Raw genomic sequence first — 19,636 nt, forward strand, 5'->3', positions numbered from 1 at the left:
GCACCGGCAGCCTGTATCTGACCAATGAAGGACTCCGCGTTCACCAGGTCGTGATCAAGGAACGGCAGAATCTGCGATCTCCATGGAAAGGAATCTCATGAATCGGATGATCGTGGGGGCCGTCGTGTCCGCCATGACCATGCTCATAGCCACTACTCCCGCCCAGGCCGCCTCGGCGGACCCGGTCAAGACGTTGCAGGGCAAGCTGAAGGCGGGCAAGGGGGTGAAGTTCACCGACGTCACGTCCTTACTGCAGGACTCGGAGAAGATCACGTTCCTTCGGCGGTCCGGGAAGTGGCAGTTCGGCAAGAAAGGCATCGCCGCGTCCGACATCACCACCGACTACAACAAGCACACCGGCGGCATCTTCGACTACATGTACTCCCTGAGCGGCGGGCGTACGATCTGGGTCGACGGCAAGAGCTGGACCACGCACCCGATGTACGGCGAGGTGCCCAATGGCAAGAAGTACCTCGTGGACCCCCTGCGCATGACAGGCAGCTACATCGGCACCTTTTCCCAGCTGGTGAACCCGGCCGAGCCCGCCACGCTGAAGGTCCTGCTCAAAGGCAAGAAGCAGGGCCGTACGTACTCCGGCAAACTCACCTACGCGGCACTGGCGAAGGCGTCACCCTGGTTCCGCGCGTCATCGCCGCTCAGCGAGGGCGACAAGACCGTTGTGGAGTACAGGCTCACGCTCGGCCCTGACAATCTCCCTCGCAAGCTCCTCACCTCGCACTTGGCCTCCACCCACGTCGCCGACGGCGTCGAGGTAGGGGACGGGCGCTTCAGCACCGAGACCAGCTACTCGGGATGGGGCTCGAAGGTCAGCGTCTCCGCGCCACCGAAAAGCCAAGTCGCCGGCTGATCCCGGAGCCGGCTTCGCTACTACTTCCGGGTACCACCGGCCACGCCGAGCTCAGCCGGCTCGGCGTGGCCCGGTTCGCTGCGCGACCGCGACGGGTCCACCCTCAAGGTCCGTCACTCCTACAGCATCGGTCAGCCGCCGCTGAGTCGATCGTCCAGGCGGCGTGGCCGCTGCCAGCGGCAATACACCCGCCGTGACTCAACCGGTATGACCTGTCACGTAAAGGTGTGAATGTCTGCGCACCCGGGCTCGTCGGCCCGCAACGCCACCTCGAGAGCCTGGCCTCCCGCGGGTCCATAGCGGCCACCACAGGTCGGCGTCACACGGCGTACGCGCGAGTCTTGACGCGGGGCCAGAACCCACAGCTCCCACTCGACGCTCTGCGACGGACTCAGGCGTGCGGCATCACGGCGGAGGGCTTGCCATGCGCTGTCCCCGGATCGCACTCTGTAGCAATGACGTCGCCCTCTGAAGACGAGCCTCCGGCCGACAATCCGTCCAGCGGCCGGCCCGGCGCTTCTGCCGAGAAAGCGCAGGACGGGTCTGCGGCTGATGACGACGCCAAAGTCGGCCTCTGGCTTGTGGGCGGCCTCATCGCATGGGTGGTGGTGGGCACGCCGTTCGTCATCGGCCTGGTCGGGTCGCTGGCAGGCGTTGACATGGAGAAACCGGCGGGGCAGGCGCTGCTCGACAGGTTCTACTGGTGGGTCGCGCTCGGCGTGCCGGGAGCGATCGCCGCGGTCGGCGGTTCCTTCTGGGGGGTGACCACGCTGCTGGCCCGTCGCCGGGAACGGGTGGCGCGGCGGGAGCTTATCCTGACCGAGCGCGTCAAAAGGCTGCAGGACATGGTCAAAGAGGCGCAGGCGGTCTCGCGCGAGCTCGAGCGCTACCTGCAGGAGCGGCTGGTCGCGCTTCAGCAGCTCAGCGCGCAGGTGGACAGTACCGAACGGCTGGCGGCGCTGACGCCCGAACAGGTCAAGGCGCTCGACGACGTCTTGCGACGCCAGTTCACCGGACAGAACCGCAGGGGGTTCGTCACGCAAATCGTCTTCTTCCTCTTGGGCATTCTGGTCGCATTCATCGTCAATTGGTTGTCCAACCCGATGCTCGCCCTCGTACGGAACTGGCTGTCCTGAGCAGTTGGTGCAGGTGTGGCGCTGCGAGCCGACCAGGTATGCGGGTGGGTTTCGCGCTGTTCGGGCTGCAGATCGCCGACGCGTACGGCGCGTTGTCGCACGGCCGCGACATGCCTTGAAGGCCGGTCCGCGTGCTTTGCGTACCTGAAAAGATCATCTCGCTCTGACCTGCGAGAAGGGACCTCGAACCCGAGGAGGAGTAGCTGAGCTGAGCTGCCCACTCTGTGCGCTGGAGACCTCTACAATGCCGCGGGTGGATCGTGACCAGATTCTCCTGACCCATCCCGGTACCTCGAAGCCCAAGTACCTGGAACTCCGGATCGACGGGGCTGAGCTGCACCGGAATTGGTGGGCCGGTACTGGGAAGCCTCAGGGGCGCACGAAGTCGTTCGATCACGGAGACGCGGCGCGCGAGGCCCTGGAGAAGGTCGTCGCCGAGAAGATGCGCGACGGGTACGCCCTGCTCCGCGACGTCGCGGCAAGCGAACCGGGCGACGTCGTCGTACAGTGCGTGACACGGGCGACGAACGGCGTCGTGGCGATCGCTCTGCACCCGGACGGCCACACCGTCGCGGTCGCCCGCGGCATCCCCGACCGGATCGGGGCGGCCGGCTCCGATGTGCAGACAGTCGACTTACGGACCGGCGCGCGCCAGGTGGTGTACACCGATGCGTACCAGTACTCACTGATCCATACCGTGATGTTCGAACCGGACGGATCGCACCTGACGTTCACCGTCCGCGACACGATCTCCATGGCGGAGGTGAGCTACACGGTGGCGCTCGCCACCGGTCATGTCCAACGCCTGCCCTACACCCGGCCAGGGTGGGACGCCGCCCGCCGGCGGATGCTGGTGGTCGACAACGATCACGCGCTGCGAGTGCTGGGCCCGGACGGCGATTCGTGCCTCGATCTTCCGGCAGGCAAGCGCTTCCAGACCACCGCCGCGCTGTCGCCGTCGGGCCGGCTCCTCGGCCTCGCCCACGACCCGGACAACCGCGATACGGAGTACGACCTCGAGATCTGGGATGTCGACGCCGGTCAGCGGGTGCTCGCCGCCCCGTTCCCCTTTCCGGCGGGATTCCAGGGGATCAGCCACCGGTTCGACAAGCTGGCGTTCGACGGGGCCGAGCAGATCCTTGTCGCGAGCGGCGCGACGTCAGGATGCTTCGGCGTCTCGGTGGCATCCGGTGCCTTGTGCTGGGCGATCGAGGACGAGTGGGAGGGGTGCGAGCGGTTGAGTGACTTCGCGCTGTCACCCAACGGCAGCCTGCTCGCCGGCGTTCTCCACAGTGGCCCGGTCATCGTTTATGACGTTGCCACCGGACAACCGCTGGAGCCGCACTTCGCCGTACCCGGCGAGCGGTCAGGCTGGTACCAGGAGGTTGGTTTCTCCGCCGACGGCCGACTTCTGGCGGTCAGCGACTACCCCGGCCGTACCACGGTGTTCCGGTTCGACGGCGTGGAGTTCACCAAGCCCGGCAGCTGATCGCCGGCACCCGGGCGACTGCTGTCGGCTCGATGGGCTGTTTGGGGGTCGGTGACTCGGATTCGCCGGTGCTGAGCAGAAGCCCGTCGACCACGTACTGCATGCCCCTGCTGTGAGAGGCGCTTCCTGCGCGGGTCCGCGAGACGTGGATCCATCTCGACTCACCACCGGACGAGCACGCAAGCCGTTCGGTCCACGTCGCGGGCACCCGACCGGAAAGCTGCCGTCCGGCGCGGAGGCGGTGGTGCCGCTGGCCGCCGAGGTGTGGACGTACCTGGCCTTCCATGATGACCGGCGGCTTCTCCCCGCAGCGAACCGGATACCCGCCGACGTACGCCGAGACGATCCGCCGCCGCTGTTGCCGTACGACCGTTTCAGTCCCGACTGGCAGGTGTTCCGCGACACGCTTGTGCGACTGCCGGCGGTTCGCCGGCCGTGGTTACGCGCGATCTATGACCGGGCGGCGGCCCGCTGATTCAAGCACCCGCTCTCCTGACCCATCTCAGCGACGAAGAGGGGTCGCAGCAGGAGGCGGACATACCGCCGAGGGTACGTTGGCAGGCGATCCCATGGCGGAGCCTTACGCGGCGGGCGCGACCGGGCCGGTCAGCTGGCCCGGTCGCGGAGGAAGATCAGCCGGGCGGCACGATTCCGTTCTTGGAGACGGGGACGGCCAGTTGCGCGGCGCCGGTGAGCCTGAGCTCCTCGGGGGGCAGGTTCCCCAGCACCGGGTTCAGGTGTTTCAGGGTCAGCGGCACCGGGGAGATGGCCGGGCTGCTGATGTCGAACTTCTCCAGGTCGACCCACCGTACGACGTCGAGCACGTCCGGCGGGATATCGTCACGGGCCTTCTGCACCGGGACGCAGAGCTGGCGGGCGGCGGTGACCTGGACGGTCTGGGTGGGGATCTGGTTGACCAGCACGGGGTTGAGCTGGGTGAGGGTCAGGGGCAGGTTCATGGACGGGTTCGGCTGGTGCGCGTAACACAGCAGGTCGATGTGCGAGATGACCCGCAGGATGTCCGGGGCGGGGACCACGCCGTTCTTGGCGACCGGCACGCACAGATGCTGGGGCGCGTTCAGCGTGACACTGATGCCCGGCACGTTCTGCAGGACCGGGTTCAGGTGGCGCAGCCCCAGATTCTGGTTGATCGAGGGCCCGGTCACCCGGTAGCACGACAGGTCGACGAACCTGACGTAGTCGAGGACATTCGGCGGTGGGATGACGTTGTTCTTGGCCACCGGGACGCAGAGCTGCTCGCGCTGGCCCAGCGTGACCTGCACGGTTGGCAGGTTGCCGAGCACGGGGTTGAGGTGGCGCAGCACCAATGTGGTGGCCGGCGGCTGGTACGCGGTGGTCTTGAAGCACTCCAGGTCGAGGTTCGACACGAACTCCTTCGGCGTCGGCAGGGCCAGGGCCGCTGCGGGCGGCGCGACGAGGAAGGCGGCGGCGAATATCGCGAGGCCAGCGGATAAGAGACGTCTTATTGCGATTCTGCTGCGGGGATTTGGTGCGCCCTTTTCGTTCATGTGTCCTCCAGGGCCGGATTGTTTGCTTCGACTGTGCGCTTGTGAATCCGACTTGACAAGGCTGGTGTCCGCAATGTGCCACGGGTTTGTAAGCATGCATATACGGCAATTTAGAGCGACCTAAAATTTCAGCCGTGCACCCCCTCCGTTCATCATTCCGCCTGCCATTGTTTACTGCTCGGGCATGGCAGACCCAGCCGGTGGGTGCCTGCCAGGGGAGAGGTGCTCGCCCCCTGGGAGCAGCTCGACGGAGGTGGATCAGAGTGCCACTCGCGGGCCGGCCGTCGGCTGTCATGAAGCGCCCGGAGATCCGCCCCAGCACCACGGTGGCCGGGGTCAGGGCCACACGGGCACGGTGCGGCACGCGTGACCGGCCGCAGCCGGGCAGGACGGGCAGCCCGGAGAGGCGAACACGCCGGGCTGCGGCTGTCGATCGGCAGGATCTCGATCTCGATCAGAGGCGTTGTACGGGCTGCTCGCCGATGGACTGGTCTTCATCGGCCACAATCAGCCCGGAAGGTCACTGCACCCGATCGCCGACCAGAACCTGCAGGAACAATTAGGCGTGCCAATCCATTGCGGCTGGCAGTTGTCGTCGATGGGCGGCGGCTTGCACAGCCTGACTCCACTGTATGCGTCGGCTGTCATCGCCCAATTTCCGGGGGAGGCGACTCCGACAATCAGATCCACTGTATGAAGCGAGTTTGCGAGGACGCCTTTTTCGAAGTCGATGCCACTCGCGGTCAGCGTGCTGTCGGTCGTGAAGCTGCCCGTGTTGTGCGTGGTGTTTACCTCGAGGTGGTTCGTGACGGTGAGGTCGCTGAGCTATGGAAATGCGGTGGTACGAGACATTGCCAAGGCCGACAATGATCGTATGCCTGATGCTGCCATCGCTGAGCGCAAACCTCGGCTCGCGGTCCTCACGGGAGCCGGGATCTCCGCCCCCTCGGGGCTGCCCGTGTACCGAGGTGGCAACGGCATGTGGGACCGCAACCCCGACATCGCGAAGCTCACGACCGCCTCCCGCTGGCACGGCAAGGCCCAGCAGGCATGGGAGCACTGGAACGAACTACGCCACGCCGCATCCATCGCCCAACCCAACCCGGCGCATGAGGCGTTGGTCGCCGCCGAAGCCCATTTCGACGTGCACATCGCCACCCAGAACATAGACGGGCTCCACACCCGGGCCGGATCCGCGAACGTCACCGAACTCCACGGCAACGCATTCGCCACCCGCTGCTCCCGGAAGGCATGCCACGCTCGCAACGGCGCCTGGTTCGACGACGACATCCACGAAACCGTGCCCAACTGCCCGCACTGCGGACGCATCGCGCGCCTCGACGTCGTTCTGTTCGGAGAGCAACTCCCCGCCAAGAAGATGCGCGCCTCGATCGAGGCTTCCCGCCACGCCGACGTGTGGATCGCCATCGGCACTTCCGGCACGGTGTTCCCTGCCGCCGGGCTCATCGAGTTCTGCCGACCCGGCACGGTCCGGGTGCTCGTCAACGCCCAACCATGGAGCGACAGCGCTTCGACGTTCGAGAAAGAAGTGCTCGGCGACGCCGCCGCCGTTCTCGGTGATGTGCTCCGCGAACTGCACGTCGCAGCCCTGCGGTGACTGGCCGGTCGGCGTGCGCCCGCTCCCGGCACCGAGCCGGCGCGGGCGGACCGGGGCCCGCCACAACAGCGAACAGCGGGGAACCTCGCCGATCAGGAGGCCGGGGTGTCCCGGTCGATCGCGGAACGCAGCACTCCGACCATGGCGGCGAGCTCGGCCAGCAGGCCCGACACGGTGGTCCGGTCGCTGCCGTTGATCGACACCATGCGCAGTTCCTCCGGCTTGGGGAGTTGCGCCATGATCTCGGGCAGCAAGCCGATCAGCTTGGCCTGCAGGCTGGCCGGAGACTGCTGGTTGTCGATGTCGGCCCGCATCCGCAGCCGCTCCACGTCCAGCAGCGCCCGCTCATGGTCGGCCAGCGCCCGGGAACGCGCCAGCTCCAGCTCGCCGGCGAGCTCCAGGCTCTTGAGTTCCTGTTCCCGCGCGATCCGGAGCCTGCCGGTCTCGGTCTCCTCGGTGTGCCGTTCGCGCTCCATCCGCAGTGCGTGCAGGGTCGTCTGGGTCTCCAACTCCGCCACCGCCCTGGAGTCGTCGTGCCGGCGCTGGGTGCGCCGCAGCCGCTCGGCCACCTCGGTGTCGAACTGCCACGCCTCGTTACGGGCCCGCAGCCCGGCGAGCTCCCGCTCGTTCTCCAGGCGCTGGGTCTCCTTGAGCCGTTCGGCCGCCATCTCGCGCTGGGTGATCGCCTCTTCGGACTGCAGCTCGGCCAGGCGGGCGAGCTGCCCCTGCTCGGCCCGGTAGGGCTTCTGTAAGTTCTCCCAGAGCCGCGACGAGCTGACCACGGCCTCCTTGATCTGGACGGTGACGATGCGCAGACCGAGCCCCTGGTCGCTGTCGTCCTCGCCCTCGGCCACCGCGCGCAGGCGGGCGGTCAGCTCCTCGATGATGGGCTGCTTGTCGCTGAGCACGTCGCGCACGCCCATGGTCGCGACCTTGTCCTTGATGGCCGCCTCCGCCTGCTCCCGTAGCTGGAGGTTGACCAGCCGCATCGGGTCCTGCCGATCGCTGAAGTCCAGCTTGCGGTAGGCGACGGGGAAGGTCTGGATGATCCACTGCACGTACCCCTGCACCAGCACACCCTGGAGCTCGCGGCAGACGCAGTAGGCGTTGATCAGGATGGTCTGGGTGGCCCCCGGCACGACCAGGAACGAGTCGGTGGACGGGTTGAAGCGGAACGACACGCCCAGGCCGACGTGCAGGGGCTTCTCGCGGCCACGCCGGGTGTGCACCACGAAGGCGTTGGGCGGGACGAGCACGTTCTTCCAGCGCCAGAACCCGGTGATCCGTACGTCCACCGGGCCCGGGGCCGCCGTGTCGGGCGCCGCCCCGCCGATGGCCCGCTCGCGCTTGGCCAGCGGCCCCGCCGGGGGAGCCGGCTCGCCGGGGGCGGCGCGGCGTGCCCTGAGGTCGTCCTCGAGCACCGCCTGCTGCGCGACGACCCGTTCCAGATAGGCGTTGCCCTTGTCAGCGGTGCTCATCGTCCCCTCCGCTCACCTCACGACTGCCGCCGAGTCTTGCCTACGCCGCCGAAGCACCGCAACCCGCGATCCGCTCGCGATGCCCTACGCCGTTGCGGGGGGTGTGGGACCCGAGGGGCCGCGCGGACGAACCGTTCAACCGTCTCTCTCCGGGGCCGAGTTCAGAGGTGGAGGAGAACAGGGCGGTGCCCTTCCGCGCGGCGACGGCCGTGATCAGCCGGGCCGGTTGCCCGTCGGAATCACGATCTTGGTCTGGGCCCCCTTGGTGAGGTAGTACGTGGTCCACTTCTTGACCGCCTCGTCGAGGAGCCAGGCGGCGGCGGGCACCAGCGGCAGCCCGATCAGACCCTCCCGGAACTGCACGAGCAGCGGCCAGGCGCTCTTGACCACCGGGTCCCACAGCGGCTCGCGCCGGATGCCGTTCCAGTCGGCCACCTGGTTGCCGGTGAGGTACCTGGAGAACGCGTTGACGAGAGGCTTGTCGACGCCGCCGGGGCTGGTCAGCTCCGCGAGCATGTCCCGCAGGATGGCGTTGAGTTCCACCCCCTCGGTGGTCGGCCCCATGTTCCTGGGCAGGACCAGGTCCGACTGGGTGTAGGAGGTGTCCCAGGTGGCGGGGAGGAACTCGTCCCTGATGCCGAGCATGTGCCCCAGCATCTGCACCGAGTGCAGGTACCCCGCGGCCTCGGTGGAGGAGATGCGCACCTTCCACTCCCGCATCCCGCGCATGGAGTACGTCGCCAGGGTGTGCCACGTGACGAGCATGTCCTCCTGGCTGATCGGGATAGGGCCGGACCAGTGGGGAGACGACTTCAGCAGGTGCCGCACCGCCGCGTGCACCAGCCGGGTCTTCACGGCCTCGACCACGGCCGTGCCGCCGGCGCCCCAGGCGTTCTGGGGTCTGACCGCGTACGCCAGGATGTTCGTCTTGGCGATCCGGTCCTTCAGATCCGCACCGCCCGCGGAGTAATAGACGGCGCGTGCCTCCTTGGGGATGGCGGTGGCCAGCATCCCGGCGCCGACGATGGTGAGGACGACGATGTAGTTCCCCTTGAGCGCGTGGAACCGCGCCCCTGCATCCAGCAGGGCGGGGTCGGCCCACGACGGCAGCTGACGCGCCTGCTCGATGAAGGCCCGCAGATCCTCCGGCAGCCCCGCGGGCAGGGGCTGGTCGTTGCGGTTCCAGTCGTACAGCAGCCGGTTGACCTCGGGTATGACACCGCGGTCGAACAGTGAGGCGAGGAGCGGATCGGCCACGTCGTCCCACACCCATCGGGGGTCGGCGCCGCTGCCGGAACCCGCGATCGAACCGCTGGCCGGCCAGGTCCAGTCGCCGGACAGGGAGTCCGCCTGGGCCGGGGAGATCATCCCTAACGCGCCGAGCGCTCCCATGGCGGTGCCCGAGATCAGCACCTTGCGCCTGCTCAACTCTGCCATGCTCTGCACTCCTTCGAGGTGGGGGGTTCCGCTCCGGGCATGCGAGAAATGGATGATACTGAGAAACAAATCATGAGTCTGTGTATCATCATCAGAGCACAGTGTGACGAGCATCACAAGGCCCACGTTTGAGGCAGAATTCCTACAGGAGGCGATCGTGGAATCGGTGCTGTCCGGATTCATGGCGCTGTCGGACTCGGATTCGTTGCTCCAGCGCGCCTATGTCGATGCCGTCGAGCGCGTCGACGACAGCGACGAGCTGCGGACGCGCATTCTTGACGCGGCGTACGAGCAGTTCTGCCGGATGGGCATCAGGCGCTCCACCATGGAGGACGTCGCCCGGCTGGCGAAGGTGTCGCGGATCACGGTCTACCGGCGGTTCGACACAAAGGACACACTGATCGAACACGTGGTACGCCGGGAGTTCCGCCGCTATTTCGACCAGTTCCTCATCGACATCGAACAAGCCGGCACCGCTGCCGACAGGGTGGTGCTGGGCTTCGTGAGCTCATTGCGGGCAATTCGCGGCAACCCGCTGATCGGCGGACTCATCGCCACGGAACCGGATCTGCTCGTCCCCTCCATGACGGCCGACGGGGGGCAGACCCTCGCCACGGTGCGGCATTTCGTCGCCGGCCAGCTCCGCAGCGAGCAACGCGCGGGTAACGTGTCGAGCGGCCTTGACGTCGACCTCGTGGCCGAGATGATGGTGCGGATCTCCACCTCTTTCCTGACGATCCCCAGTGCCGTCATCAACCTGGATGACGACCAGCAACTGGCCGCGGTGGCCCGGCGGTTCCTCGTCCCCATGCTGGAGCCACCGGCCTGAGCTTCGGTCTCGGCGATGGACGGGGCGGGGTGGGGCGGCTCGTACGGGACGAGATGGCCGACGCCGCCTGGCTGATCGAGTCGCGGCACGAGGAAGACGACGGCTTCCCGGCGGCGGGTCCGACGCAGCTGAACGGCCCGTCCGTCGAGCATCTGCCGGAAACATTCGCAGGTTTGAGGTCATCGTGTCGATCGGACAGGAGGTCGTTCGTGTAAAGGGCAGGAAAGCCGGGCTGCGGTCGGAGCAGTCGGGCGAAGTGAGGAGGCGTCATGTCCAAGCCGAAGGTGCTGCTGACGGGCCTGGGGATTCCCGAGTCGCCGCGGTGGCACGAGGACCGGCTGTGGTTCTGCAACTGGATCGACAGGGAAGTCGTGGCCGTCGACCTTGACGGCAAGTCAGAGGTCGCATCCGTACGGGGCCCGGTGCCGATGGGGTACTCCATCGACTGGCTGCCCGACGGCAGGCTGCTGATGACCGGGGACAAGTTGCGCCGTCAGGAGCCGGACGGGTCGACGGTCACCGTCGCCGAACAGGGTGGCAACGAGATCGTCGTGGACGGGCGCGGCAACATCTACATCAACGGGGCGGACTTCGACTTCGCCGGTGGCGGCGCGCCCAAGCCCGGCTACATCAAGCTCGTCACGCCAGACGGCGAACTGCGCCAGGTCGCCGACGACATCCAGTTTCCCAACGGCATGGTCATCACGCCCGACGACCGGACGCTGATCGTTTCCGAGTCGTTCGCCGGGCGGCTCACCGCGTTCGACATCGATGCGGACGGAGGGCTGTCCAACCGGCGGATCTTCGCCGACGGCGTCGCCCCGGACGGCATCTGCCTGGACGCCGAAGGCGCGGTATGGGTCTCCACCGGCGGGTCCTCGATCGCCCGCGTCGCCGAGGGCGGCAACATCCTCGAACGCATCGAACTGCCGGAGGACCGGGCACCGTTCGCGTTGATGCTCGGTGGTCCGGACCGGCGTACGTTGTTCGTCCTGACCGCCGAGTGGCGCCAGTCCGATGGCGTCACGGACAACCTCCAGCGGCTGACCACCGGACCTCGTACCGGACAGATCCTGACCTTCTCCGTTTCTGTGCCTGGTGCCGGCAGGCCCTGATCGTTCCCCGCAACTACGCGAGTGGCCGAGCGTCCTGGATGTCGAGTTGCCGCGCTCCTGGGTGCGGCGCTTGCACCGGGCTTGGCCGGCGGAGCAGTGCATCAAGGGGGCGGTATCGGCCTACATGGATGGGACCCGTGCGGAGGTTGTCGCCCGGGCTCAGCGCCGTGGCCTGGGTCCGGACGAGAGGCAGCTACTGTCTCGCCCGACTCCGGTTCTTGCTCAAGGTGCTCTCCCGGCGTCACATGCGACACCGTCTGCGTTTCCCGCTTTACCGATCATCCCCGTAGGTGCCACGGCAGGACGATCGGCGAGGCCGGGAGGTCTCCGACCGCGAGCCGTGCCACCAGTGGGCCGAGATCCCGGGGCACGACCTCCTCTCCGTCCGGGGGTGGCCCGGCCAGTTCGGCCTGGGTCCACCAGTGGAAGCGGTCGGTCACCGCCCGCTCCTCCTCATCCATGCCGGAGGTATCCACGTCCAGCCCATTCACACGCAGCACGAAGTAGAAGTCGCGGGAGAAGAAGCGCCGCCTGCCCTCGGACCACGGGCCCTCGCTCGTCGCCACCACCGGGCCGAGTGCCTCCGGGACCACGACATGCCCGAGTTCCTCTCGCAGTTCCCTGGCGGCGGCCTGCTGCGCGCTCTCGCCAGGATCCACGCCTCCTCCCGGCGTGAACCAGGCGTAGCGCAGACCCTCTACCTGTAGAAACCTGCCCCGGTAGAGCAGGATCCGGCCGGCAGGGTCGATCAGCAGAACCCGGGCTGACGCCCGAGAGATCACTTCGCTCATCGCGTCATCTCCACACGGATGTTCAGGATGGTGATATGAGGGAGCGAGAAGACCCCGGTCAGGGTGAGGATCAGCGCATTGCGCTCATGGCGCGTTCGATCGTCTCGCTCGGGTACGGCGTTGTCCTGCGGGTGCCGTACAGGTCCCAGTAGAAGTCGTTCATGGCCGCCGCCACGGGTGCGTACCGGCCGATCACTGCGGCTACAGCCGGCGGGGCACCGGCGGGGTCCGTGCCGTCCGCGCACGCGCGGATGTATTCGTTGCGTTGTGCCGGTATGCCGTTCTGCGGCACCTTCACCCCGCAGATATTGGTGACGAGCCAGTTGACCAGGCGCATCAGCGCGTAACCGATGTCGTGGGTACGGTTGCGTTCCAGGAATTCGATCTCCTGCGTGGACAGGTCGAACCGAGGGGAGGTCGCCAGTCCGAGGTCGGCGATGTACAGGCGTTCACCGTCGGTGAGGATGTTGCCGAAGTGGCCGTCGAAGTGCATCAACTCCTGGCCGTTCATGAAGGCCACGTCGGTGCGCAGGCACGACTCGACCATGGCGCTCGCCGCAATCGCGGCGTCCTGGCCGGCGGTGAGCTGAGCGGCGAGCCAGTTGTCGAGGTTGTAGGGGATGAACTCCTGGAACAGCACGATGCCGGCCGAGGCCCGGGCAACGGCGTGGAGACGATCCCGTACCGCCGGCGATCCATCCCAGTACCGTACGACCGCCTCGACGTCGGCGTGCTCATCGATGGGTGGCGGCGCACCCGGCAGCACCCGCCAGTGATACAGCAGCGGAAAGGCCGCACTGCGCCCGGCCAGGACCCAGTTGGTCGTCATGACGTTGGCCGCGAGTTCACGCCAGGCGCCGAAGCCCGGCCCACCGATCCCGTACTGGCAGAACGGAGGCAGCCCGAACAGGTTCGCGGTGGACATCACGTTGCCCGCGCGGCGCTCCAGGTCGGTCAGGGGGATTCGCTTCGCGAAGACCGGCACGCCGTCGATGTCCAGCAGCACCGAGGTACCACCGATCCCTGAGCCCATAGTCTGCGCCTGCTCCAGTGACTCGCCGAGCTGCCGGTCACTGTGCAACGCCAACGCGCTCGCGACCTCGCTGTATCTACTGACACGCTCACCGTGAGACATGTCCAGCCGCGTGTCTTGCAGGTCCAATGGCAGCCACCCTTCGTGATCAACTTCGCGTGTCAGACGCTACACCTGTCGGGGATGGGCCTTTCTGGGTTCATTCCGTGGCGATCTTGAGTGTCGGAGAACAGTGATGCCGGTCGTGGCGGCTTAGGTGGAGGCGGCGCTTTGGTGGGTGCCGCGCACGATGTAGGTCTCTGCGCAGAAGTGCCACCTCGGTGCCGCAGAACACCAGAGTGCCGGTGCGGATCTTTATGTGGGAGAAGGGTCGCGACCACGCCCGCGACGAGCGGCGGACCAGGCACACTGCGGCCGCCGCCAGCGAGTCCCTCGTCGCGGTGGGCCCGCTGGTCAGTGGGATGAGTGGATCGTCATCGCGATCATCGGTTGTGCGGCGGTGTGACACGTGCCGATCAAATGCGGCCGGAGGGTTCCGATGTGGGGAGGAGCCGGGCGAGGGCCTGGCGGGCGCGCTTTTCCTCGCCCCGGTTGTTCAGCTCCACGGCCAGGTCGAGGGCGGCAGTGCGCAGGCGTACGGCCTGGCCGGGATCGCCCGTGGTCGCCGCGACCTCGGCCAGGTTGTTGAGTGCCTTGGCCTCGCCTCGGCGGTAGCCGAAGCGCCGATACAGCTCCAGCGCCTGCTCATGATGGTCACGGGCCTCGGCGTGGCGGCCCAGCCGGGTGCAGGCCACGCCGAGATTGTCCAGGGCGTCGGCCTCACCGCCTCGGCTGTCGATCTCCCGGGACAGCTCCAGCGCCTGGCGATGCAGGTCGGCCGCGCGTGCGTACTGGCCCAGCCGCTCGTGGACGATGCCGAGGTAGTCCAGTGTCACGGCCTCGCCGAACCGGTCGCCGATCTCGCGGAACAGCTCGAGGGCGCGCAGGTTCGCCTCCCTGGCTCGCTCGTGCTCGCCTTCGTCCGTACTCACCTGGCCTATGCCGACCAGCGCCCGAGCCTGACCTCGCAGGTCCTCGGACGTACGGCAGGCGGCCAGGGCTTGTTGGAAATGGTCACGGGCGACGTCATGGCTGCCCTGCACCTGGTGTACCCAGCCGAGATCGGTCAGTGCCCGCCCTTCGCCGGTCGGATCCTCGCGGTGGCGGGCGGCCTGCAGTGCCTTGCCGTACAGAGCGAGCGCATCGTCGTGGTGGGCGTGGTCGTAGAGGTAGCGGTACAGCGTGGTGGCCAGCAGGCCGGTGTGCGTCAGGTCGCGATCGGCGGCCAGGACGAGGTTGGCCCGTTCGGCGTCCAGCCAGGCTAGTGCCTGCGGCGCGTCCTGGAGGGGGACCGGCGGCGCGGATCGCTCGATGCGCGGTCGCCGGTGGGCGCTGTCGGGGTAGAGGACGTCCATGGCGGCCGCCGCCGTGGACAGCTGATGGCCGAGCAGCCGGGTCAGCGCCGCCTGCCCGACATGCGGCGGCTCCTGCTCGGCGGCGAGCTGCGCGGCGTAGTGGCGGAGCAGGTCGTGGAAGGTGTAGCGGCCGAAGGCGCGCTGCTGGAGCATGTGCGCATCCAGCAGGTCCTCCAGCAGATCCTCGGTGCGTTCCACCGGGAGATCGGCGAGCGCGGCGGCCGCGTGAGGTTCGATGTCGCGGCCGGGGTACAGCCCGAGCAGGCGGAAGAGCCGCTGCTGGTCGGCGGTGAGCTGCCGGTACGACAGGGTGAACGCGGCCGCCACACCGCGCTCCGACCTGGCCAGCTCGGTGAGCCTGCGGCGCTCGTCCCGCAGGCGTTCGGCGAGGTGGGCGACGCTCCAGCGGGGACGGTGCCGCAGGCGGGTGGCGGCGATCCGTACGGCCAGCGGCAGGAACCCGCACAACAGCAGGACCTCCGCGACCGCCTCGGGTTCGGCGGCCGCGCGCTCGCCCACGATGCCGGTGAAGAGCGCGACGGAGTCGGGCAGGGGCAGCACGTCCATGGAGAGGGTTCGCGCGGCGTCCAGGTCGGTGAGCCGCTGGCGGCTGGTGATGAGCACCAGGCTGTTCGAGGCCCCGGGCAGCAGGGGGCGGATCTGGGCGGTGTCGGTGGCGTTGTCCAGGACCAACAGCACGTGGCGGCCGGCCAGCTCGGCCCGCCATAAGGCGGCCCGTTCCGTCATGGACGCGGGGATGCGCTCGGTCGCCACACCGAGCTGCCGCAGCAGCGCCTCCAGCGCTTCGGCGGGCCCGAGCGGGCGCTGGCCCGCCGTGTGGGCATGCAGGTCGATGAAGAGCTGACCGTCGGGGTAGCGGTCGGCGAGCCGGTGCGCGGCGTGGACGGCCAGCGCGGTCTTGCCGATGCCGGCCATGCCGTCGATGGCGGCGATCGTCACCGCCTGGGAGGCGCCGCCCTCGCACAGCTCCACCAGCTGGACGGAACGGCCGGCGAAGTCGGCGATGTCGTACGGAAGGAACGCCGCCACCGGCCTGGTCACCACGGACCTGGTCGCGGTGGCGGGCGGTTCGGCCTGCGCTGGCCGGATGCCGGTAGCCCCGGCGGTCTCTGCGGGCCGGATGCCGTTAGGTGCGGTGGTCTCTGCGAGCCGGATGTCGGCGGACGTGGCAGGCTCTGCGGGCCGGATGTCGGCGGACGTGGCAGGCTCTGCGGGCAGGATGCTGGCGGACGTGGCGGGCTCTGTGAGCCGGATGGCGGTGGCCGTGGTGGGCTTCGCGGGGCGGATGGCGGCAGCCGTGGGCGGGTCACCGCGCAGGACGGTCTCCTCCACAGCCAGGAAGGCGCGGCCCGGGTCAAGTCCCTGCTCCTCGGCCAGCCTGCGGCGGTAGTCGCGGCCGACGGCGAGCGCGTCCGCCTGACGTCCGGAGCGGTGCAGGGCCAGCATCAGCTGCCCGGCCAGCCGTTCCCGCAAGGGATGCGCGGCCAGCTCGGTGGCCAGCAGGTCGATGAGCTCCGCGTGCCTTCCGGCGGCGAGCTCCAGCTCCACCAGCCGCTCGATCGCGGCCAGCCGCTGGTCCTCCAGCCGGGCCCTGGCACCCTCGGCGAAGTAGGCCTGGACGTCGGCGAAGGCGGGCCCGCGCCACAGGGCGAGCGCTTCCCGCAGCGTCCTCACGGCCGCGCCCGGCCTGGCGTCCGCCTTAGCCGCGAGCCTGGCGTCCGTCTCGGTCACGAGCCCGGCGCCCGCATACGCCACGAACCTGGCGTCCGCCTTGGCCACGAGCCTGGCGTCCGCTTCGGTCACGAGCCCGGCGTCCGTCTCGGCCACGAGCCTGGCGAACTCCCGCAGGTCGAGCTGCCCCGGCCTCGGGCTGATCACATATCCCGCCGGCCGGGTCTGCACCAGGTGGACCGCGTCCGCGGCGCGCAGCGTACGCCGGATCGCGGTCAACGCGGCGTGCACCTGCGCACGGGCCGTGTCCGGCGGCGTCGGCCCCCACATCGCGTCGATCAGCCGCTCGACGCTCAGCACGACGCCGGCGTGCAGCAGCAGGTAGCCCAGGAACGCGCGGTGACGCGGGGCCAGGGCGGGAAGCGATCGGTCACCGGCTGACACCTCGACCGGGCCGAGGATCGTCAGCCGCACATCCACCCGCGAATCATACATTTGCCCATTTAGTAACAGAGGCCCCCATAGGCGATGCATCGACATCGCATCGCGATCGTATGGATCGCCCTCCCCATGCTGGCCACATCAGTCGATCACCACGCATGAGGAGGCTCCCATGCAGGCACGCATGAAGAACCCCGCCCTCGTCCTCCCCGGCGCCATGAAGGCGCTCCTGGACCTCGGAAAGGCCGCCGACCAGGCCGGGCTGCCCAAGGTCACCGTGGACCTGGTGCTGCTCAGGGCCAGCCAGATCAACGGCTGCAGCGTCTGCGTCGACATGCACGCCAAGGACCTGCGCAAGGCGGGCGAGAGCGACGAGAGGCTGTTCGCCGTGGCGGCGTGGCGCGAGGCGCCGTACTTCACCGACGCCGAGCGCGCCGCGCTGGCACTGGCCGAGCAGGTCACCCGGCTCGCCGATGGCGGCCAGGTCGGCGACGAGCTGTGGGACGAGGTCGCCGACCTCTACTCCGAGACCGAGCTCGCCGCGTTGATCATGACGATCTCCACCGTCAACCTGTGGAACCGCCTGAACGCCTCCACCCGGCAGGTCGCGGGTGCGGCATGGTAGCGGTCGCGCTCGTCACGGGCGCGAACAAGGGCATCGGCGCCGAGATCGCACGCCAGCTCGCCGACGCGGGTGTCACCGCGATCATCGGTGCTCGTGACGAGGAGCGGGGGCGCGCCGCGGCCGAGCGGCTCGGCCTGCCGTACGTACGGCTCGACGTCACCGACGCGGCCTGCGTCCGAGCCGCGGCACAGTGGATCGAGCAGGAGTACGGCAAGCTCGACATCCTGGTCAACAACGCCGGGATCACCTTCGACGACGGGCCGCCCAGCCAGGCCACCACCCCGCAGGCCCGCCAGGTCTACGAGACGAACGTGTTCGGCGTCATCGAGGTCACCAACGCGATGCTGCCGCTGCTGCGCCGCTCACCCGCGGGACGCATCGTGAACGTCTCCAGCGAACGCGGCTCGATCGGGCGCACCCTGGACCAGGCCCATCCGCTGTGGCCGATGCTCAACCTCGTCTACTGCTCCTCCAAGGCCGCCCTCAACATGATCACCGTGTCCTACGCCAAGGAGCTGTGGGACACCCCGATCAAGGTCAACGCGGTCGACCCGGGCTGGGTCAAGACCGACATCAACCACAACGAAGGCATCAAGCCCCCTGAAGAGGGAGCCGCGCCGATCGTGGCCATGGCGCTGCTGGACGCCGACGGCCCCACCGCCGCCTTCGTCCAGCACGAAGGCCCTCTTCCCTGGTAACCCCAGGTGATCCCGTAAGGAGACGACAGCTATGGATCTACGTCATGCGGTCCGGGGGCGTGTGCTGCTTCCCGGCGAGGACGGGTTCGACGAAGCGGCCCGCCCGTGGGCGGTGGGCGTCCACCAGCCGGTGTCCGCCGTCGTCGAGGCCGAGGACGCGGCGGATGTGGCGGCGCTGGTGCGGTACGCCCGCGAAGCCGGGCTGACGGTCACCGCCCAGCCGTCGGGCCATGGCGCCTCGGGCGACGCGCAGGGCGTGATCCTGCTGCGCACCGGCCGCCTGGACCGGGTGGAGGTCGACGCGCGGGCGCGCGTCGCCCGGGTCGGCGCCGGAGTGCGGTGGGGCCGGTTGCTGGCCGAGAGCGGCAGGCACGGCCTCACCGGCCCGGCCGGCAGCAGCCCGGCCGTGACGGTCGCCGGGTTCGTCGCCGGCGGCGGCGTCTCGTGGTTCGGCCGCATGTACGGCTGGGCCGCCGACTCGGTGCGCGCCTTCGAGATCGTCGACGCCGACGGCGAGCAGGTACGGGTCACCGGCGACTCCGACGCCGACCTGTTCTGGGCGCTGCGCGGTGGCGGCGGCGACTACGCGCTGGTCACCTCGATCGAGCTGGCGCTGTACCCGGCTCCCAGCGTGTACGGCGGGCGCGTCACCTGGCCTGCAGCCCACGCCGGTGCGGTGTTCGACGCCTTCCGCCGGATCACCGCGGACGCGCCACGCGAGCTGTCGGTGTGGATCAACCGGATGGCGCCGCCGCCGCCCGCGCCGCCGCTGGTCACCGTGGACGTGACCTACCTCGGTGGCGACGCCGAGGCCAAGGCGCTGCTGACCGCGTTCGACGAGATCGGCGGCAGCCTCTCCGACAGCCGCGGCTCCATGGACATCGCCGACCTGGGCACGATCGCGGCCGAGCCGGTCGAGCCCAGCCCCATGCTGGCCCGCACCGAACTTCTGACCGACCTGCCGGTGCGGGCCCTCGCGGAGGCCGAACTCGCACCCTTGCTGAACCTACAGGTCCGGCATCTCGGCGGGGCGCTGGCCGAGGCCGATCCCGCCGGCGGCGCGGGTGGCGCGCTGGCCGAGCCGTACATGCTCTACCTGCTCGGCCTGCGGCTGCCCCACCTTGCCGATGCGGTACGGGCCAGGCAGGCGGCCCTGGTCGAGGCGCTGGGTGAGGCGGTCAGCGGCCGGAAGCCGTACACCTTCCTCGCCCCGGCGGACGACGCCGCCCAAGCCTTCCCCACCGACACCCTGGCCCGGCTGCGCGAGATCAAGCGCCGGCGCGATCCCTACGGCGTCTTCCGCGCCAACTTCCCCGTCCTGGACTGAAAAGAGCACCAACATGCTGAAAATCGCGACTGCCGCCGCGCTGGTGGCCGCCCTGGCGGCGGCACCGGCACCCGCC

General features: G+C 68.8%; 17 protein-coding genes. 11 read left to right on the forward strand and 6 right to left on the reverse strand.

Annotated elements, in window-relative coordinates; all coding sequences use genetic code 11:
• Nucleotides 1-97: 97 nt before the first annotated feature.
• The 4 genes from ACWDX9_RS25495 (at nt 98) to ACWDX9_RS25510 (ending at nt 3,968) form a co-directional block, all read left to right on the forward strand.
• Nucleotides 98-868, forward strand: a complete 771-nt coding sequence (locus tag ACWDX9_RS25495; RefSeq protein ID WP_449957940.1) for a hypothetical protein — start codon at nt 98-100, stop codon at nt 866-868.
• 455 nt (nt 869-1,323) lie between these two features.
• Nucleotides 1,324-2,004 carry a hypothetical protein gene (locus ACWDX9_RS25500; RefSeq protein ID WP_449957942.1) on the forward strand — a complete coding sequence of 227 codons (681 nt, stop codon included), beginning with the start codon at nt 1,324-1,326 and terminating at the stop codon, nt 2,002-2,004.
• A gap of 253 nt (nt 2,005-2,257) precedes the next feature.
• The gene (locus ACWDX9_RS25505) at nt 2,258-3,493 is read left to right on the forward strand and encodes a WD40 repeat domain-containing protein (protein ID WP_449957943.1); all 1,236 of its coding nucleotides are present in this window, start codon (nt 2,258-2,260) and stop codon (nt 3,491-3,493) included.
• A gap of 145 nt (nt 3,494-3,638) precedes the next feature.
• A complete protein-coding gene (locus ACWDX9_RS25510; RefSeq protein WP_449957945.1) occupies nt 3,639-3,968 on the forward strand; it encodes a hypothetical protein in 330 nt (109 codons plus the stop codon).
• Nucleotides 3,969-4,125: 157 nt separating this feature from the next.
• Here the strand turns inward: ACWDX9_RS25510 and ACWDX9_RS25515 are convergent, their stop codons facing one another.
• Complete coding sequence (locus ACWDX9_RS25515; RefSeq protein WP_449957947.1) at nt 4,126-4,881, reverse strand: hypothetical protein; 756 nt, start codon at nt 4,879-4,881, stop codon at nt 4,126-4,128.
• 604 nt (nt 4,882-5,485) lie between these two features.
• On the opposite strand from ACWDX9_RS25515, the gene ACWDX9_RS25520 reads away from it, so the two are divergent.
• Both ACWDX9_RS25520 and ACWDX9_RS25525 read left to right on the forward strand, forming a co-directional pair.
• Nucleotides 5,486-5,719, forward strand: a complete 234-nt coding sequence (locus ACWDX9_RS25520) for a hypothetical protein (protein WP_449957949.1) — start codon at nt 5,486-5,488, stop codon at nt 5,717-5,719.
• 63 nt (nt 5,720-5,782) lie between these two features.
• Nucleotides 5,783-6,640 (forward strand): SIR2 family NAD-dependent protein deacylase, encoded by an 858-nt coding sequence (locus ACWDX9_RS25525; protein WP_449957951.1) that lies wholly within the window; start codon nt 5,783-5,785, stop codon nt 6,638-6,640.
• A gap of 92 nt (nt 6,641-6,732) precedes the next feature.
• On the opposite strand, the gene ACWDX9_RS25530 is transcribed toward ACWDX9_RS25525, so the two are convergent.
• Complete coding sequence (locus tag ACWDX9_RS25530; protein WP_449957953.1) at nt 6,733-8,118, reverse strand: SPFH domain-containing protein; 1,386 nt, start codon at nt 8,116-8,118, stop codon at nt 6,733-6,735.
• 213 nt (nt 8,119-8,331) lie between these two features.
• Complete coding sequence (locus ACWDX9_RS25535; RefSeq protein ID WP_449957955.1) at nt 8,332-9,555, reverse strand: oxygenase MpaB family protein; 1,224 nt, start codon at nt 9,553-9,555, stop codon at nt 8,332-8,334.
• A gap of 157 nt (nt 9,556-9,712) precedes the next feature.
• Between ACWDX9_RS25535 and ACWDX9_RS25540 the strand changes: the two genes are divergently transcribed.
• Together ACWDX9_RS25540 and ACWDX9_RS25545 are read left to right on the forward strand one after the other, a co-directional pair.
• Nucleotides 9,713-10,384 (forward strand): TetR/AcrR family transcriptional regulator, encoded by a 672-nt coding sequence (locus ACWDX9_RS25540; protein ID WP_449957957.1) that lies wholly within the window; start codon nt 9,713-9,715, stop codon nt 10,382-10,384.
• 269 nt (nt 10,385-10,653) lie between these two features.
• Complete coding sequence (locus ACWDX9_RS25545; protein WP_449957959.1) at nt 10,654-11,499, forward strand: SMP-30/gluconolactonase/LRE family protein; 846 nt, start codon at nt 10,654-10,656, stop codon at nt 11,497-11,499.
• Between the two features lie 278 nt (nt 11,500-11,777).
• Here the strand turns inward: ACWDX9_RS25545 and ACWDX9_RS25550 are convergent, their stop codons facing one another.
• From ACWDX9_RS25550 to ACWDX9_RS25560, 3 genes are all read right to left on the reverse strand, one after another.
• Nucleotides 11,778-12,290, reverse strand: a complete 513-nt coding sequence (locus ACWDX9_RS25550) for an NUDIX hydrolase (protein ID WP_449957961.1) — start codon at nt 12,288-12,290, stop codon at nt 11,778-11,780.
• 70 nt (nt 12,291-12,360) lie between these two features.
• Nucleotides 12,361-13,452 (reverse strand): serine/threonine protein phosphatase, encoded by a 1,092-nt coding sequence (locus ACWDX9_RS25555; RefSeq protein ID WP_449957963.1) that lies wholly within the window; start codon nt 13,450-13,452, stop codon nt 12,361-12,363.
• A gap of 386 nt (nt 13,453-13,838) precedes the next feature.
• Nucleotides 13,839-16,949 carry an AfsR/SARP family transcriptional regulator gene (locus ACWDX9_RS25560; RefSeq protein ID WP_449957965.1) on the reverse strand — a complete coding sequence of 1,037 codons (3,111 nt, stop codon included), beginning with the start codon at nt 16,947-16,949 and terminating at the stop codon, nt 13,839-13,841.
• Nucleotides 16,950-17,082: 133 nt separating this feature from the next.
• On the opposite strand from ACWDX9_RS25560, the gene ACWDX9_RS25565 reads away from it, so the two are divergent.
• The 3 genes from ACWDX9_RS25565 to ACWDX9_RS25575 are packed head-to-tail and all read left to right on the forward strand — an operon-like array spanning nt 17,083 to nt 19,560.
• Nucleotides 17,083-17,535: a carboxymuconolactone decarboxylase family protein gene (locus tag ACWDX9_RS25565; protein ID WP_449957966.1), complete on the forward strand. Its 453-nt coding sequence runs from the start codon at nt 17,083-17,085 to the stop codon at nt 17,533-17,535.
• Entirely contained in the window at nt 17,529-18,233 is a 705-nt protein-coding gene (locus tag ACWDX9_RS25570; protein ID WP_449957968.1) for an SDR family oxidoreductase, read from the forward strand. The genes ACWDX9_RS25565 and ACWDX9_RS25570 overlap by 7 nt, the downstream gene beginning before the upstream one ends.
• A gap of 31 nt (nt 18,234-18,264) precedes the next feature.
• Entirely contained in the window at nt 18,265-19,560 is a 1,296-nt protein-coding gene (locus tag ACWDX9_RS25575) for an FAD-binding oxidoreductase (protein ID WP_449957970.1), read from the forward strand.
• Nucleotides 19,561-19,636: the final 76 nt, after the last annotated feature.

It is taken from the genome of Nonomuraea sp. NPDC003201 (assembly GCF_053590415.1).

Bases quoted from the DNA above. Each gene is read 5' to 3' on its own strand.
- ACWDX9_RS25495 (WP_449957940.1), top strand. From the start codon at position 98: ATGAATCGGATGATCGTGGGGGCCGTCGTGTCCGCCATGACCATGCTC.
- ACWDX9_RS25500 (WP_449957942.1), top strand. From the start codon at position 1,324: ATGACGTCGCCCTCTGAAGACGAGCCTCCGGCCGACAATCCGTCCAGC.
- ACWDX9_RS25530 (WP_449957953.1), bottom strand. From the start codon at position 8,118: ATGAGCACCGCTGACAAGGGCAACGCCTATCTGGAACGGGTCGTCGCG.
- ACWDX9_RS25535 (WP_449957955.1), bottom strand. From the start codon at position 9,555: ATGGCAGAGTTGAGCAGGCGCAAGGTGCTGATCTCGGGCACCGCCATG.
- ACWDX9_RS25545 (WP_449957959.1), top strand. From the start codon at position 10,654: ATGTCCAAGCCGAAGGTGCTGCTGACGGGCCTGGGGATTCCCGAGTCG.
- ACWDX9_RS25550 (WP_449957961.1), bottom strand. From the start codon at position 12,290: ATGAGCGAAGTGATCTCTCGGGCGTCAGCCCGGGTTCTGCTGATCGAC.
- ACWDX9_RS25565 (WP_449957966.1), top strand. From the start codon at position 17,083: ATGCAGGCACGCATGAAGAACCCCGCCCTCGTCCTCCCCGGCGCCATG.
- ACWDX9_RS25570 (WP_449957968.1), top strand. From the start codon at position 17,529: ATGGTAGCGGTCGCGCTCGTCACGGGCGCGAACAAGGGCATCGGCGCC.
- ACWDX9_RS25575 (WP_449957970.1), top strand. From the start codon at position 18,265: ATGGATCTACGTCATGCGGTCCGGGGGCGTGTGCTGCTTCCCGGCGAG.